Raw genomic sequence first — 16892 nt, 5'->3', positions numbered from 1 at the left:
TGTTCCCGGTCAGTGGATGCGCATTATAGGGAGTCAGAAAAATCTGGCAACCCCTTTTTTGCATTTTTTTATTCAACTGCTGCATTCCACAGCAAAACCCCTACTTATACTGACTTATCCACTAAGTTATCCACACAGTGAAAATAATTTAAAATTTACCGCGCTTTACGCAAACGTTTGCGTTACAATTGGCATGAAATTTCAGCATTGATTTTGTTTTTATGTTCTGAAATTGTTAGTGACTTATATATAGCTATTGAAGAAGCAACCAAATTCCGCTTTTATAAATAGGTATATAAGAAGAGCCAGCGGCTTTTCACTCATTGATATTCGTATTGCCTTATTTATTCAAATCCAAGGGATCTATCTCATGCAACTGCTTCGTCCTATTCGTCGTGCCCTGCTTAGTGTGTCTGATAAAACAGGGGTTGTTGAATTCGCTAAAGCGCTTTCCGAACGCGGTGTTGAACTTCTATCAACTGGCGGTACTGCGAAACTCCTCGCAGAATCAGGTCTTAACGTGACTGAAGTTTCAGATTACACCGGATTCCCTGAAATGATGGATGGCCGCGTAAAAACATTGCACCCGAAGGTTCATGGTGGAATTTTAGGTCGTCGAGGTACTGATGACGCAATCATGCAAGAACATGATATTTCACCTATCGATATGGTTGTTGTGAATTTATATCCTTTTGCTCAAACCGTCGCAAAACCGAACTGCACACTGGAAGACGCTGTTGAGAACATCGATATCGGTGGTCCAACCATGGTGCGCTCCGCCGCTAAAAACCATAAAGACGTAGCGATCGTAGTCAACAGCAATGACTACCAAACTATTATTGATGAAATGGATAACCACCAAAATTCTCTGAATTGGGCAACCCGTTTTGACTTGGCAATAAAGGCATTCGAACATACCGCGGCATACGACAGCATGATTGCTAACTACTTCGGCGAGCTTGTTGCACCTTATTATGGTGACACCACACAGCCTTCAGGCCGCTTCCCTCGCACCTTGAATTTAAACTTTATAAAAAAACAAGATATGCGCTATGGCGAAAACAGCCACCAAGATGCCGCTTTCTATATAGAAGAGAATCCAAAAGAAGCATCGATTGCGACCGCACAGCAAATTCAAGGCAAGGCACTTTCTTATAATAATATCGCGGATACTGATGCTGCTCTTGAATGTGTTAAATCATTCGACGAACCTGCTTGTGTGATTGTGAAGCATGCAAACCCTTGTGGTGTCGCTATCGGCAAAGATATTCATGCAGCTTATGATAATGCATTCAAAACTGACCCGACCTCTGCATTCGGCGGTATCATTGCGTTTAACCGTCCGCTAGATAAAACAACCGCACAAGCGATTATCGAGCGCCAATTTGTTGAAGTGATTATTGCGCCATCCGTCGCTACTGATGCATTACCTATTCTAGAAACCAAACAAAACGTTCGCGTACTTGTTTGTGGTGAATGGAATAAACCAGTTGCAGGCTTAGATTTCAAACGTGTCAACGGTGGTTTATTAGTGCAAGACCGTGATTTAGGCATGGTAGAAAAAGAAGAGTTACGTGTTGTTACGACACGCCAACCGACTGAACGTGAACTAAAAGACGCCCTATTCTGTTGGAAAGTCGCGAAATTTGTTAAATCAAATGCCATTGTTTATTCAAAAAATGACATGACCATCGGAATTGGTGCAGGCCAAATGAGCCGTGTGTACTCAGCTAAAATTGCGGGTATCAAAGCGGCCGACGAAGGTTTAGAAGTTGCAGGTTGTGCGATGGCTTCAGATGCTTTCTTCCCATTCCGCGATGGTATTGATGCAGCTGCCGCCGTTGGAGTGACTTGTGTAATTCAACCAGGTGGATCGATTCGCGATGAAGAAGTTATTGCTGCGGCAAATGAACATGGCATCGCAATGATTTTCACGAATATGCGCCATTTCCGTCACTAATTTATTAGGAGATCACTCATGAACATATTAATTATTGGCGGTGGTGGTCGTGAACATGCATTAGCGTGGAAAGCGGCGCAATCACCTTTAGCAAAAAAAGTTTATGTTGCTCCGGGTAATGCAGGAACAGCGCTCGAACCTGCTCTTGAAAATGTGAACATTTCTGCCACTGATATTGATGGCCTGCTGCAATTTGCCAAAGAAAAACAGATCGATTTAACGATCGTCGGCCCTGAAGCGCCATTAGTGATTGGCGTTGTCGATGCATTTAAAGCGGCTGGCTTAACAATTTTTGGCCCAACAAAAGGCGCTGCTCAGCTCGAAGGTTCGAAAGCATTTACTAAGGACTTTTTGGCTCGCCATCATATTCCTACTGCCGCTTATGAAAATTTCACCGAGGTGGAACCTGCTTTAGCGTATTTAGATAAAGTCGGCGCGCCTATCGTGATTAAAGCCGATGGCTTAGCGGCGGGCAAAGGCGTGATTGTCGCGATGACACTCCAAGAAGCAAAAGACGCTGTGCAAGATATGTTAGCAGGCAATGCGTTCGGTGATGCAGGCCATCGCATTGTCATTGAAGAGTTTCTTGATGGTGAAGAAGCCAGCTTTATCGTAATGGTTGATGGTGAGAATGTCATCCCAATGGCGACTAGCCAAGACCATAAACGTGTTGGTGATGGTGATACGGGACTCAATACAGGGGGCATGGGGGCTTACTCTCCTGCTCCGGTTGTCACCGATGAAATTCATCAACGAGTGATGGAACAAGTGATTTATCCTACTGTTAAAGGGATGGACCAAGAAGGTAACCGTTACCAAGGCTTCTTATACGCAGGGCTAATGATTGATAAAGCGGGCAACCCAAAAGTTATCGAATTTAACTGCCGCTTTGGCGATCCTGAAACGCAACCTATCATGATGCGTCTACAGTCTGACTTAGTCGCACTCTGTTTGGCGGGTGCAAATGGTGAGTTGGCAGGCAAGGATTCACTGTGGGATGAGCGACCTGCTTTAGGGGTTGTTATTGCCGCAGGTGGTTACCCTGGGGATTACCGAAATGGTGATGCCATTTCTGGATTACCAACCACTGAATCCGCTGATAGCAAAGTGTTCCATGCTGGCACTCGCATGAAAGATGGCGAAGTCGTTACCGCCGGTGGCCGTGTATTATGCGTAACGGCACTGGGTGATGATATCGAGAAAGCCCAAACAAAAGCGTATGAAGCTGCTAAAAACATTCGCTGGAATGATAGCTTCTATCGCAACGATATCGGCTACCGCGCTATCGCACGTATTAAGTAATACAAAGCACTAAACCATTCCCTAAGCTGATAAGAGGAAACTTTTATCAGCTTTTTTATTGTTGTTTGTTTTTACTAGTAGGCAATGGCTCTAAGGATTTCAATTCATGGCTAGGTGGAAAAATGAGGATAGTTTGGGGAACATAACGGGCCATTATTGAATAAGTTAATCTGTTTCTAGCTTACCGTAATTTCCTAAATCATTCGCATTGTGGCTAGGCGGCAAAATGAGTATAGCTTGGGGAGCATACATAAGTATGTGACTAGGGTAGCTGAGAGCAGCTAACAACGCCATGGATTGAAAGACGACGAGCAATGAGGTTACAGCGAATCTTTACTAGGTTGCCAGCGGCAAAAATCCGTATCCGCCACCATCAAAAGCTGATTCCCCTCAGAAGATTCTAGCCAGGCCAAGTTCAATTGGGAGTGCCACACTTTCGCACGGCTTTGTAACCAGTTTTCAGCATAGGGTTCGAAAGTCACTTCCCGCACGTCACCTTCACAAGTTGTCACTTTGCCTTGCTGCCAACGCCCTTGGTAAAGTTTAACGCCACCAACAATAAGTGCAGTGTTGGTCTCAAGTACCCTTTGCGCTTCAAAACGCCAACGTGTGATTTCATCCGTAGAAAGTGGGGTCTTGCTGCCATCCTGAGCACGCTGCATAAAAATAACGTCATTATTTTTATCGAAGCGTAACTGTTCTGTGATATCGCCACCTTGTTGATTCAAGATTTGGCTGCGAATTTGCCAGAGATTACCAGAACGGTATTCAAAGAAATTAACGGAAGTGTCTGTGCCTTTATAGGGGCTATAAACCACCATCAGGACAAGAGGTTGGCTTTTTGCATCGTTCAGCCGCCACATCCGAATGACGCCATCATCAGCAATAAACCCGCTTGCACTAAACTCTGGGAGTTTTGGCGCATTCGAGGAACAGGCGCTTAGCATTGAGAGAGCTCCCAATACCAGCAACCCTTTTTGAATAAACAAAAGGGGTAGTTTCTTACCCCCTCTGATAATTCGAGTATACAATGTACTTATTTTACAGCTTCTTTCAGTGCTTTACCGGCAGAGAAAGCTGGTACAGTTGTCGCAGGAATTTGGATCTCTGCTTTAGTTTGTGGGTTACGACCAGTACGAGCAGCACGGTGGCTAACTTTAAAAGTACCGAAACCGACCAGTTGTACACTGTCACCTTTTTTCAGCGTTTCAGAAATAGCATTCAGAGTAGATTCTAAAGCTGCTTTTGCCTGAACTTTGGTCAGGTCTGCTGATTCTGCGATAGCATCAACTAATTCAGTCTTGTTCATAAATTATCCTTACACAGTGTGTTTATCGTTTGCAAAGCATCGAGTGCGTCGGATATGCCAAATTGACAGCCCCTGATACACGCCCCCGATAGCCACTTCTTCTCGCCCCTAAATGTAGACCAGAGTAGGGGCAAATGTGAAGTCTTAGTACTCAGCATTACTGCGCTAAGTCACGTTTTCGATAACGAAAGCGTAAAAATTAGCCTAAAGTAATACCTATATTGCTCACCCCCGCTTCGCGAAGGTCAGATTTTAATCCTTTAATTAACTCTAAGTCGCGCTCTTCACAAGCTGCCAGTAAACGGAAAATGTCCCACTGGATATCCCACTCTTCTTCAATCGCAGGAATTTCTTTGAGTTCTTCTTCTGTCATTTCCCGCCCTGCTTGAGTCATTTCGAGCATGGCAACCGTACGAATGGAGGCTTCGCTAACCAATATCGCATGTTCAAGCGTTTCACCACTCAGTTTTGAGTGAATAACTTCACCCAATGCAATACAGGCATCAATAGCTGGATACACACCATACATATCGAAATCATCTGCTGATGGGATAATTTCTTCTAATTTTTCTAACTGACTGTCGAAATTGACTTTGCTATCTTTAATGACCAAAGTTTCCCAAACTAAATCAAGGATGGAACGATAAACTTTTGCATCGGCAAATTCAGTTTGCTGACAAAACATCTGAAAGTTGGGGTACATTCTTTCACATAGACTTGCCATGAAAGTTGTATGCTGCCAGCTTTCTAATTTTTCCAACCTCAAATGAATGGGATTTCTTAACATAATTTCTGACTCATCAATCTTAATACTTCGCAGTTTACCTGAAAATCTGTCAATGCCACATATTTTGCTGATAATTAGCTGATTTTCTCATTCATTCGCTTAAAAAACGTTCGATTTGATGCAATTCCGTCAGCAAAACGTGTTGGTTCAGGCAACCTATAACCTTTTAGACACTGTTTAACCCACTCTAAGGAAGACGAAAAACCGACTTTATGCCCCGGCGAAACATATAATGGTTTGCAGCGTTTTTTGCTCCGCAAGACCCAACCGAGTTGATTTTCACCTGCCATTAATGGCTGAACACTTTCGGGGGCTTCATCTAATTCGGCTGCATCGCCACATAAACGGCTTTTTGCTACACCTATCGTTGCCACATTGGCTTGCAAACCAAAATGGCAAGCCACACCAAAGCGCCTTGGGTGAGCAATGCCTTGCCCATCCACGAGAACTAATTCAGGCTTATGCTGTATTTTTCCCCACGCGGCCATTAAACCAGGTACTTCACGAAATGAAAGTAACCCAGGTATATAAGGCAGTTGAGTCGGTATGCGTGCGATTTGATACTCAACAAGCTCTAGCTGCGGCCAAGATAGAACTGCCACCACCGCACGGGTGATAGTGCCATCTTGTTCAAAGCCCACATCCGCTCCACCAATCAGTTTCACTGGTGGAAACTCATCTTGCAAAATGATTTTTGAGGCTTGGCTAACTTGTTCTTTTCGTAACTGTTGAGTATCTAAAACCATAGCGCATCCAATGCTTCGATACTGAATTATTCTTAATCATAGATGATAATGGTGTACTTACAAGGTTCCATAAATACACCACAAATCAAGAACATCAAGAAATGATGATTACTGGTGATATTGACGAGAGAAACGGTGAACCGCATCAACAAATGCGCCTGCATGCTCAGGTGGTACATCCTGATGGATACCGTGACCTAAGTTGAATACATGCCCTTCGCCGTGACCAAAACCAGACAGGATATTTTGCACTTCGTCTTCAATACGTGCAGGTGGTGCATACAACATAGAAGGATCCATATTGCCTTGCAATGCAACTTTATCCCCCACACGACGACGTGCATCAGCAATTTCTGTTGTCCAATCAAGACCTAATGCATCACAGCCTGTTGCCGCCATTTCTTCTAACCACTGACCGCCACCTTTAGTGAATAAGGTAACAGGCACTCGACGACCATCATTTTCGCGAATTAATCCATCGATAATCTTATGCATATAATTCAGTGAAAACTGTAAATAATCACGTTTAGTTAATACACCGCCCCATGTATCAAAAATCATGATGGATTGAGCGCCCGCACGAATTTGCGCATTTAAGTATAAAATAACGCTATCCGCCAGTTTATCCAGTAATAAATGCAGTGTATTCGGGTCTTCATACATCATTTTTTTGATTTTAGTGAACGCTTTGCTACTGCCACCTTCCACCATATATGTCGCCAATGTCCATGGGCTTCCAGAGAAACCAATCAGCGGGACATTTCCTTCAAGGGCTTTACGAATGGCGCGAACCGCGTCCATCACATATCCCAGCTCCATTTCAGGATCGGGAATTGGGATGTTTTTCACATCTGCCGCACTGGTGATAGGCTTTTGAAAACGTGGGCCTTCGCCTGTTTCAAAATACAACCCAAGCCCCATAGCATCAGGGATAGTTAGGATATCAGAGAATAAAATTGCGGCGTCTAATGGAAAGCGACGTAATGGCTGAAGTGTCACTTCGCACGCAAGCTCAGTATTTTTGCACAGAGCAATAAAATCACCAGCCTCGGCGCGCGTTGCTTTGTATTCAGGCAAATAACGCCCCGCTTGACGCATCATCCATACCGGGGTCACATCTACAGGCTGACGTAGCAGAGCACGTAGATAGCGGTCATTTTTTAACTCAGTCATTATTTACTCCATTATTATTAGTGGCCGCCGCAAATGGCTATAAGCAAAGATGGCTATTGTAACATGTAAAAGGCAACAATATCAGCGCACTGCTATTTGTCCGATTCGTACTCACTTTGACGGCACAATGCGACTGTATCCTCAATTAAGCGCCTTGCGATGGTATCCCCAGGCGGAATAAGTGGTAAGTCATTGTAATGATACCAATTTGCGCTAACCAGTTCGTTCGGATCAACCTGAATATCACCGCTCTCGTAATCCGCAAGGAAACCCATCATTAAGGAGTGAGGGAACGGCCATGGCTGTGAGGATACGTAGCGAATATTTTTCACTTTTATTTGGCTCTCTTCCATGACTTCGCGCATAACGGCTTCTTCTAATGTTTCACCCACCTCAACAAAGCCTGCCAATACGGTAAATAATGGGTTTTGAGAATGACGTCGGTGCTGTGCCAAGAGAATATGGTCATCACGGCGGATCCCCACGATAATGCAAGGGGCAATTTGCGGGTAGTAACGCTCATGGCAATGATCACACAAGCACGCCCATTCCGTCGCACTATGGCGCATGGCGGTACCACAATAGCCACAATAGCGGTGGGAGCGATAGAATTCCGCCAATTGCACGCCGCGCCCAGCTAGGCGAAATAAACCTTCATCCTGCGCGGCAACAACCCGCGGAGATGCCATATCGGATGGCATTTTTTCCGCGATCAGCCAGACAATTTCCCCTTGCCATTCACCGATTGGCGTCGCACTTTTACCTTCTAATGAATAGTCTTTAGCACTGCCGCGTGGAATGTCCCCTTTCGGTAACCACAGCCGACCAGCGAAACAGACGAACCACCAGCCACTTTCTGTTCCTACTAACGTTAATTTATTCATTTTCTCTATCTTTTTTGGCTTTTCATTGTTGATAAAAAGGTTGTCGATAAAAAAATCAGTTTCGAATCACACAATACACTTCTTTGACACAATGTCATTCAAACGTTTGTTTCATTTTCTATCCCTGTCAATTTTGACACTTTTTAGACAGTTCATCCCCTAAAATGTCTAAAAACTGTCATAAAACGGTCAACTCACTGTCACTTATTAAAATTAGGATGCTCAGTAACCAATCTGGTTCACCGTTCCTCAAAAGTGAGAAAACAATGAAAACTATCGTTCCTGCGATTTTACTATCACTGACCGCATCCAGTATGACATTTGCTGCGGATGCTAATTTAACAGAGTTGATCAATGCGGCGAAAAAAGAAGGGCAAGTTTACAGCGTTGGGATGCCTGATTCTTGGGCAAACTGGAAAGGAACTTGGCAAGATTTAGCCACGCAATATGGCTTAAAACACCAAGATACAGACATGAGTTCTGCACAAGAAATTGCCAAATTTGCCGCCGAAAAAAATAACGCAACAGCAGATATCGGTGATGTTGGTGCTTCATTTGGCCCTGTCGCGGTGCAAAAAGGGGTTACTCAGCCTTATAAACCAACCACATGGTCACAAATCCCTGATTGGGCAAAAGATAAAGACGGCCATTGGGCGTTAGCCTATACCGGTTCGATTGCTTTTATGATTAATAACGACTTAGTCAAAGATGCGCCAAAAAGTTGGGACGACTTACTGAAAGGTAAATACAAAGTCACCGTGGGGGATGTTGGAATTGCAGCGCAAGCCAATAACGCCGTTTTAGCCGCTGCATTTGCCCGTGGTGGCGATGAAAACAACCTCAAACCCGCCATTGAATTATTTGCTGAGTTAGCGAAGCAAAAACGCCTATCCGTTAATGACCCTACTGTTGCAAACATCGAAAAAGGTGAAGTGGAAGTTGGGATCTTATGGGACTTCAACGCCTTGAATTATCGCGATCAGATCAACCGCGATCGCTTTACGGTTGTGATCCCATCCGATGGCTCAGTAATTTCTGGCTACACCACGATTATCAATAAGTTTGCGAAAAACCCAAATGCGGCCAAGTTAGCGCGTGAATTTATTTTCAGTGATAAAGGCCAGTTGAACCTTGCTGAAGGCTATGCACGCCCAATCCGCGCACAATACCTGACATTACCTGATGACGTTAAAGCCAAATTGCTGCCAGAAGCACAATATAAAAATGTTCAGCCAATTAAAGATGCTGAAGGCTGGGAAAAATCATCGCGTAATTTACCAAAAATGTGGCAACAACAAGTTCTGATCCACCAGCAGTAATCGAATTTGTTGAATTTAGGAATAAAAGTCTGATGTCTGAGAAAGTCATACTTGTTGTCCTAGACGGTTTAAGTTATTCAGTAGCCCATCATTGCATGGGCTATCTCAATGGACTCATCAAAGCCGACAGCGCAACACTTTACCAATTGGAGTGCGAACTCCCTTCCATGTCTCGCCCGTTGTATGAGTGTATTTTAACGGGTGTACCACCAGTGCAAAGCGGGGTCGTCAACAATGAAGTTGTACGTTTATCCCACTTTGACAGCATTTTTTCTCTCGCGCGTCTTGCGGGTAAAACCACGGCCGCTGCCGCTTATTATTGGGTGAGCGAGCTCTATAACCGCGCACCCTTTGTGGCGACTCGAGACCGTTTTACGCATGATGAGCTACTTACTATTCAGCACGGCTGCTTTTACCAAGCAGACAGCTACCCCGATGACCATCTCTTTCTGGATGCAGAATATTTGCGTAGTCAATTTAACCCTGACTTCTTATTGATTCACCCAATGAATATTGACGATACAGGGCATAAGTTTGGGTTTGATTCACCCCAATACCGCAATGCAGCTCGCCACGCAGATATTATTTTGTCGAATTACATCCCGACGTGGATTGAACAGGGGTATCAAATTCTTGTCACTAGCGACCATGGCATGAACAACGATCGCAGCCATGGCGGTACACTCTCCGAAGAGTGTCTAGTTCCGCTATTTGTCATCGGTTCAAAGTTTGCCCATCAGCCTTGCGATATTCAGCAAATCAATATTTGTGGCACGGTCTGCCGTTTATTGGGCATCGACCCACTCGATAAATCGGTATGTGATGCACTATTACAAGGAGATGCATAATGGCTGACCTGACTGCACCCTACGAGCAAGCCCAACCACAGCTAGGGAAAATGGCCATGTTAAAAAAAACTTTTGCCCGTTTTCATTGGCGCGCGGCATTATTATTGCTGCCCTTTTTTGTGCTGTTTGGCCTATTTCAAATCGCCCCGATGATTTGGGTGCTTATCAACAGCTTTATCTATGAAGAAGCCTGGTCCTTCAGTCATTACCTTGAGGTGTTTACCAATGATTTTTACCTGCAAGCCTTCGAAAATACTTTATGGTTATCACTAATTTGTAGCGTAGTCGGTTTGTTTATCGCCAGCGTTACCGCCTTTTCTATCTACAAGATGCAAGGCAAGGTGCGTCGAATGATGATTTCATTCACCACCATGGCAAGTAACTTTAGCGGCGTTCCCTTAGCTTTCGCGTTTATCATTATTTTGGGCTTTAATGGCGCAATCACGTTGCAGCTCAAAGCATGGGGAATTATTGAAGATTTTAATATCTATAGCGCCAGCGGATTAATGCTGCTGTACGTCTATTTTCAAATTCCACTCGGTGTGTTGTTGCTTTACCCAGCCTTTGATGCCCTCAAACCTGAATGGGAAGATGCGGCAAAAACCATGGGGGCCAGCAAATTAACCTATTGGTTAAAAGTCGCGATTCCGGTGCTTTCCCCTGCTTTACTCGGCACGTTTATTATCTTAATTGCCAATGCGATGGGCGCGTATGCCAGTACTTATGCGTTAACCAGCGGTAACTACAACCTTGTGACCATCCGTATTGCCAGTTTAGTGTCTGGTGATTTATTCCTCGAACCGAATATGGCGGCGGCATTATCCGTCCTGCTTATCGCTATCTTAGGGTTTATCACTGGGATCCATCATTGGTTAATCAAGCGGAGCTACCATGCAAAATAACAATGTGATTAGCCCAGTAATAACCAATAAGAATGCTGGTTTATGGTTTCATAAGTTAGTGTTAATCAGTATTGCCAGCTTATTAGCGTTGCCGATTATTGCCACGTTTTTGTATTCCATTGCCAGTTCTTGGGGAGCAACCGTATTACCCGATGCGTTGTCCATTAAATGGTATCTGCAATTATGGCAAGACCCGCGCTTTTTAATGGCATTTGGTCGTTCGTTGATTATCTGTTTTGGCACACTGTTAATCAGCACCTTGGTCATTTTACCGATGACATTTGCGGTGTTTTATCGCTTTCCCAAGCTAAAAGGATTGATGGATTTATTGATTATCCTGCCTTTCGCTATCCCACCAGTGGTGTCATCTGTCGGTTTATTGCAAATTTTTGCGGACGAACCATTTATGTTAGTAGGCACGCCGTGGATCTTAATTGGCACCTATTTCACCATCACGTTGCCATTTATGTACCGCGCCCTCGCCAACAGTTTTCAAGGAATTAACTTACATGACCTGATGGATGCTGCGCATTTATTGGGTGCGAATACCTTTAACGCTTTCATGATGATTGTGTTACCAAATATCCGCAAAGGTATGTTGGTTTCATTATTAATTTCATTTTCATTTTTAATGGGTGAGTTTGTGTTTGCCAATATTTTAGTGGGAACACGTTATGAAACCTTGCAAATCTACTTGTTCAATATGCGCCAAACCAGTGGGCACTTCACTTCCGCGCTGGTGATGTCTTACTTCTTATTTACGTTATTGCTGACGTGGTTAGCGATGCGTTTGAATCGTTCAGGAGATGAATGATGAGCTATGTAATTGCTGAGAATTTAACAAAATCCTTCGGGTCAAATCAGGTCTTTGCGGATATTCAATTTACCATTGAAAAAGGCGAATTTATCACTCTATTGGGGCCGAGTGGTTGTGGGAAATCCACTTTATTACGCTGTATCGCAGGCCTCGAGCAACCGAATAGCGGTGAGCTTTATATTAACCGTAAAAATATTACCCATCAGCCTGCCCAGCAACGTGGCGTGGGTATGGTGTTTCAAAGCTATGCACTTTTCCCCAATATGACCGTCGCGGACAATATCGCCTTCGGCTTAAAAATGCGTAAAATCGATAGAAACGAAAGAGCTAAAGCCGTTGCAGAAGTTATCGAAATGGTTGAGTTGCAAGGAAAAGAACAACAATTTCCTCACCAATTATCCGGCGGGCAGCGCCAACGCGTCGCACTGGCAAGGGCGCTAGTGATGAAACCGCAAATTTTGTTACTCGACGAGCCGTTATCCGCCCTTGATGCGCGCATTCGTAAGCATTTGCGCCAGCAAATTCGCCATATTCAGCGGGAGCTTGGACTCACGACGATTTTTGTTACCCATGACCAAGACGAAGCGATGATCATGTCCGATAGGATCTTTTTGATGAATAAAGGGCAGATCGTACAAAGCGATACGGCAGAGAATATTTATACCCAGCCCGCCAACGAGTTTGTTGCTCGCTTTATGGGCCACTACAATTTGGTGGATGCTCACAAAGCCAACGCAATGTTAGGCGTCAATTTACAAGGCACCCTCGCTATCCGCCCTGAGTCTATTTATGTGAAAGAAGCAGGTCGCCAGTATGGTAGCCATATATCACACCCTGTCGATGCCGTGATTTTAGACCATCAACTACTTGGCAATATTATTCGTTATAGTGTTAATACCCCCGCAGGGGATATGACGGTAGATTTGCTCAATCGCTCCTCTGAACGTTTATTTGAACCCGGCACCCGCCTTGAGTTAATGTTTAATAAAAATGAAATTCGTGCACTTAGCTAATCATACGATAGGAATATAATGCAAAACAAATTAGCCATTTTTGACTTAGATGATACGTTGATTCAAGGGGATAGCAGCGTATTGTGGACGCAATATCTGTGGGATAAGCAAATTATCCGTGACCCACAGTTTGTGGAAGCCGATAAAGCCATGATGGCGCAGTACAATGCAGGAACGTTGGATATGCCAACTTACCTGCGCTTTAACCTGCAAACCCTCGCTGATATCAAAACGGAGCAAGTGGATATCTGGCTGGATGATTTTGTGCAAACCGTGATTTTACCGAGGATCTACCCTGATGCGATTCAAACGATCGCCCACTACCGTGCCAAAGGGATCCCAATTATTGTGATCTCCGCGAACGTTTCATTTATTGTCAAAAAGATCGCAGATCAACTCAATGCCGATGTCGCGATGGGCATCGATATTAAACAGCAAAATGGCTGCTACACCACTGAAATTGACGGTATCCCGACCTTCAAGGAAGGCAAAGTTAAACGCCTTATGGATTGGGTTCGCCACCAGCCAATCACCGATGCGTATGTGTATTTCTACACCGACTCTGCCAACGATCTCCCAATGTGCCAATTCGCCGATGAAACGTTTATCGTTAACGGTGACCCACGCCTTCTCAAAGTCGCCAATGAAAATAATTGGCCGCAATATCAGTGGAATTTATAAACCTTATTTTTAATTTTTAATTTTTGAGGTTTTAGGTTTTAGGTTTTAGGTTTTAGGTTTTAACTAACTTGCCTTTCAAAGGTTCCTCTAAATTATTCGTGCTAGAGGAAGGCGGCAAACTAAGATATCCCTAGGAGCATACACAAGTATGTGACTAGGGTAACTTAGTGCAGCCAACGCACCTATCGCGCGAAGAATGACGAGGAAAAAGCTTGAGAATCACAGGAAGCTCTCTATACTGATTAATTCTTGTCGGAGTGCCTAGTATGTGAAAACATCAGGCTGAGACCGTTAATTCGGGATCCGCGGAACCTGATCGGGTTAATACCCGCGAAGGGAACAAGAGTAATCACTCAGCGCCATTTTTGCCATTTTCCGTTTGGTGAAAATTTAAACGCAACGTCTTTTTATTACTCCTCCGAACTCCTGACAAGCAACTTTCTTTCGATAAACCCGCTTGGTGCGTTTTGCATCATAGCCGTGACAATGTCAGGAAATTGCTATGTCCAATATTACAAATAATGTTATCCCGACCGCTGATTTATCCCCACAAGCTGCACCTGCTCGCACACGTAAAGCCCAACGTGACGCCGCTGAAAACTTTATCAACACAGTTTCTGGCGTTTCATTTCCCAATTCTGAACGTATTTATCTCCAAGGTTCGAGAGACGATATCCAAGTTCCGATGCGAGAAATCCAGCTTTCTCAAACCCTTATTGGTGGCGACAAAGACAACCCGCAATTTGAAGACAACGAACCCGTTCCTATCTACGATACTTCTGGCCCTTACGGCGACCCAACATCAGAACTCAACGTCCACAAAGGTCTGAAAAAAATTCGCGCTCCGTGGATAAACGAACGCTCAGACACCACCAAAGTAGAAAACTTAAGCTCTGATTTCACGCAACAGCGACTTGCCGATGCAGGCCTCAACCACTTGCGCTTTAACAACCGCCCACACCCATTAAAAGCACAAGTCAACAAATGCGTCACCCAACTTCACTACGCTCGTAAAGGCATCATTACCCCAGAAATGGAATTTATCGCCATCCGCGAAAATATGGGTCGTGAACGTATTCGTGGCGAAGTTCTACTGCAACAACATCCGGGGCAAGGCTTTGGGGCTAATTTGCCCGAAAATATTACCCCTGAGTTTGTTCGCCAAGAAGTCGCCGCAGGTCGTGCCATCATCCCTGCTAATATCAATCACCCTGAATCTGAGCCGATGATTATTGGCCGTAACTTCTTGGTGAAAGTGAACGCCAATATCGGTAATTCGTCGGTCACTTCATCCATCGAAGAAGAAGTGGAAAAACTGATTTGGTCAACACGTTGGGGCGCAGATACCGTCATGGATTTGTCCACAGGCCGTTACATCCATGAAACACGTGAATGGATTTTACGTAATAGCCCAGTCCCTATCGGCACAGTGCCAATCTACCAAGCCCTTGAAAAAGTCAACGGCGTAGCGGAAAACCTAACGTGGGAAATGTTCCGCGATACGTTATTAGAGCAAGCAGAACAAGGCGTTGACTACTTTACTATCCACGCTGGGGTCTTGCTGCGTTACGTGCCAATGACCGCTAAACGCTTGACGGGCATTGTCTCACGCGGTGGTTCTATCATGGCAAAATGGTGCCTCTCCCATCACCAAGAAAACTTCCTGTATGAAAACTTCCGTGAAATCTGTGAAATTTGTGCCGCTTACGACGTTTCCTTATCATTAGGTGATGGCTTACGCCCAGGCTCAATCCAAGATGCAAACGATGCTGCACAATTTGCCGAGCTTCATACCCTTGGCGAGTTAACCAAAATTGCGTGGGAATATGACGTCCAAGTGATGATTGAAGGCCCCGGCCATGTCCCGATGCAGATGATCCGCCGCAACATGACGGAAGAATTGGAACATTGCCACGAAGCCCCATTCTATACCTTAGGCCCACTTACAACCGATATTGCACCGGGTTATGACCACTTTACCTCAGGTATTGGCGCAGCAATGATCGGCTGGTTTGGCTGTGCAATGCTCTGTTATGTAACACCAAAAGAGCATTTGGGCTTGCCGAACAAAGATGACGTTAAACAAGGGCTTATCACCTATAAAATTGCAGCGCACGCAGCTGACCTTGCCAAAGGCCACCCCGGTGCACAAATTCGCGACAATGCTATGTCGAAAGCACGTTTCGAATTCCGCTGGGAAGACCAATTTAACTTGGCATTAGACCCCGAAACTGCACGTAAATACCACGATGAAACCTTACCGCAAGCCTCAGGAAAAATTGCCCATTTCTGCTCAATGTGCGGTCCGAAATTCTGCTCGATGAAAATTTCCCAAGAAGTGCGTGATTACGCAGCCCAAAAAGAGGCAAACGAAAAAGAAGCGGGTATGGAGCAGATGTCTGAAGCCTTCCGTGCCCACGGTAGCGAGCTATACCATGGCGCAGAAATTGTGAACGCAGAGGTCGCTGATAATGAAAAAATCGCCTAATGCTATTGTTGCGCCAACATCACCTTTTCCAGAGACCGAGCAATACCTCGGCCTTTACCCTGTTGTTGATTCCGTTGAATGGATTGAACGCCTGCTTAGTGCAGGTGTTTCCACCCTCCAATTACGCATCAAAGACAAAGCAGATGCTGACGTGCGTGATGATATCCAAAAAGCTATTGCTTTGGGTAAAAAACATAACGCACGGTTATTTATCAACGACTACTGGCGCTTAGCCGTGGAGTTTGGCGCCTACGGCGTACACCTTGGCCAAGAGGATTTGGAAACCACTGACTTGCTGGCAATCCACCAAGCTGGCCTTCGGTTAGGTATTTCCACCCACGATGAGCATGAGCTAGCCATCGCCAAATCTGTGCGCCCCTCTTACATTGCCATGGGGCATATTTTCCCCACGCAAACCAAAGAGATGCCATCGTCCCCCCAAGGGCTGGAAACCCTTAAAGCGATGGTAGAAGCAACGCCGGATTATCCCACTGTCGCCATTGGTGGAATTTCCATTGACCGCGTACCGGCTGTCTTAGCAACGGGTGTCGGCAGTGTGGCTCTGGTCAGCGCGATCACCAAAGCTGATGATTGGCGGGCAGCCACTGAAACGTTACTGAATTTAATTGAGCGTCATCGCGCTTGTTAATTAATTCATAATCA

Annotated in this window: 16 protein-coding genes and 1 riboswitch; of the genes, 10 read left to right on the top strand and 6 right to left on the bottom strand. The window is 44.9% G+C overall.

Translation table 11 applies throughout. From position 1 onward, the window contains the following. Positions 1-370 precede the first annotated feature (370 nt). Complete coding sequence (purH, locus tag AC4IFT_RS20910) at positions 371-1960, top strand: bifunctional phosphoribosylaminoimidazolecarboxamide formyltransferase/IMP cyclohydrolase (protein ID WP_490752604.1); 1590 nt, start codon at positions 371-373, stop codon at positions 1958-1960. Between the two features lie 18 nt (positions 1961-1978). Continuing rightward, complete coding sequence (gene purD, locus AC4IFT_RS20905) at positions 1979-3262, top strand: phosphoribosylamine--glycine ligase (RefSeq protein WP_490737133.1); 1284 nt, start codon at positions 1979-1981, stop codon at positions 3260-3262. A gap of 320 nt (positions 3263-3582) precedes the next feature. Here purD and AC4IFT_RS20900 read toward each other — a convergent pair whose 3' ends face one another. The 6 genes from AC4IFT_RS20900 to nudC form a co-directional block, all read right to left on the bottom strand. Next, positions 3583-4209: a DUF1481 domain-containing protein gene (locus tag AC4IFT_RS20900; protein ID WP_490737131.1), complete on the bottom strand. Its 627-nt coding sequence runs from the start codon at positions 4207-4209 to the stop codon at positions 3583-3585. Between the two features lie 89 nt (positions 4210-4298). Beyond that, entirely contained in the window at positions 4299-4571 is a 273-nt protein-coding gene (locus AC4IFT_RS20895) for an HU family DNA-binding protein (RefSeq protein ID WP_206086787.1), read from the bottom strand. Between the two features lie 199 nt (positions 4572-4770). Then, the gene (locus AC4IFT_RS20890; protein ID WP_430255374.1) at positions 4771-5358 is read right to left on the bottom strand and encodes a YjaG family protein; all 588 of its coding nucleotides are present in this window, start codon (positions 5356-5358) and stop codon (positions 4771-4773) included. 74 nt (positions 5359-5432) lie between these two features. Further along, on the bottom strand, positions 5433-6104 hold the full coding sequence (gene nfi, locus AC4IFT_RS20885) for a deoxyribonuclease V (RefSeq protein ID WP_490737129.1): 672 nt from the start codon (positions 6102-6104) through the stop codon (positions 5433-5435). Positions 6105-6212: 108 nt separating this feature from the next. After that, the gene (gene hemE / locus AC4IFT_RS20880; RefSeq protein WP_219245485.1) at positions 6213-7277 is read right to left on the bottom strand and encodes a uroporphyrinogen decarboxylase; all 1065 of its coding nucleotides are present in this window, start codon (positions 7275-7277) and stop codon (positions 6213-6215) included. 92 nt (positions 7278-7369) lie between these two features. Continuing rightward, the gene (gene nudC, locus AC4IFT_RS20875) at positions 7370-8161 is read right to left on the bottom strand and encodes an NAD(+) diphosphatase (RefSeq protein WP_206086791.1); all 792 of its coding nucleotides are present in this window, start codon (positions 8159-8161) and stop codon (positions 7370-7372) included. A 266-nt stretch (positions 8162-8427) separates the two neighbouring features. On the opposite strand from nudC, the gene AC4IFT_RS20870 reads away from it, so the two are divergent. The 8 genes from AC4IFT_RS20870 to thiE all read left to right on the top strand — a co-directional run bounded on the left by AC4IFT_RS20870 (position 8428) and on the right by thiE (position 16878). After that, entirely contained in the window at positions 8428-9480 is a 1053-nt protein-coding gene (locus AC4IFT_RS20870; protein ID WP_490737125.1) for an ABC transporter substrate-binding protein, read from the top strand. A 32-nt stretch (positions 9481-9512) separates the two neighbouring features. After that, on the top strand, positions 9513-10328 hold the full coding sequence (locus tag AC4IFT_RS20865; protein ID WP_490752602.1) for an alkaline phosphatase family protein: 816 nt from the start codon (positions 9513-9515) through the stop codon (positions 10326-10328). Next, the gene (locus tag AC4IFT_RS20860) at positions 10328-11230 is read left to right on the top strand and encodes an ABC transporter permease (protein ID WP_490752601.1); all 903 of its coding nucleotides are present in this window, start codon (positions 10328-10330) and stop codon (positions 11228-11230) included. Before AC4IFT_RS20865 ends, AC4IFT_RS20860 begins: the two co-directional genes overlap by 1 nt. Continuing rightward, positions 11220-12044: an ABC transporter permease gene (locus AC4IFT_RS20855; RefSeq protein WP_490737119.1), complete on the top strand. Its 825-nt coding sequence runs from the start codon at positions 11220-11222 to the stop codon at positions 12042-12044. The genes AC4IFT_RS20860 and AC4IFT_RS20855 overlap by 11 nt, the downstream gene beginning before the upstream one ends. Beyond that, complete coding sequence (locus tag AC4IFT_RS20850) at positions 12044-13060, top strand: ABC transporter ATP-binding protein (protein WP_490752608.1); 1017 nt, start codon at positions 12044-12046, stop codon at positions 13058-13060. The genes AC4IFT_RS20855 and AC4IFT_RS20850 overlap by 1 nt, the downstream gene beginning before the upstream one ends. An 18-nt stretch (positions 13061-13078) precedes the next feature. Beyond that, positions 13079-13741, top strand: a complete 663-nt coding sequence (locus AC4IFT_RS20845) for an HAD family hydrolase (RefSeq protein ID WP_490752599.1) — start codon at positions 13079-13081, stop codon at positions 13739-13741. A gap of 243 nt (positions 13742-13984) precedes the next feature. Continuing rightward, a riboswitch (TPP riboswitch) is annotated at positions 13985-14097 on the top strand. A 146-nt stretch (positions 14098-14243) separates the two neighbouring features. Further along, a complete protein-coding gene (gene thiC, locus AC4IFT_RS20840) occupies positions 14244-16229 on the top strand; it encodes a phosphomethylpyrimidine synthase ThiC (RefSeq protein WP_490752597.1) in 1986 nt (661 codons plus the stop codon). Continuing rightward, a complete protein-coding gene (gene thiE / locus AC4IFT_RS20835; RefSeq protein WP_490737113.1) occupies positions 16213-16878 on the top strand; it encodes a thiamine phosphate synthase in 666 nt (221 codons plus the stop codon). The genes thiC and thiE overlap by 17 nt, the downstream gene beginning before the upstream one ends. The last annotated feature ends 14 nt before the right edge of the window (positions 16879-16892 follow it).

Source organism: Providencia sp. UF-183, from assembly GCF_058246155.1.
This window is presented reverse-complemented; position numbering and strand designations above follow the sequence as displayed.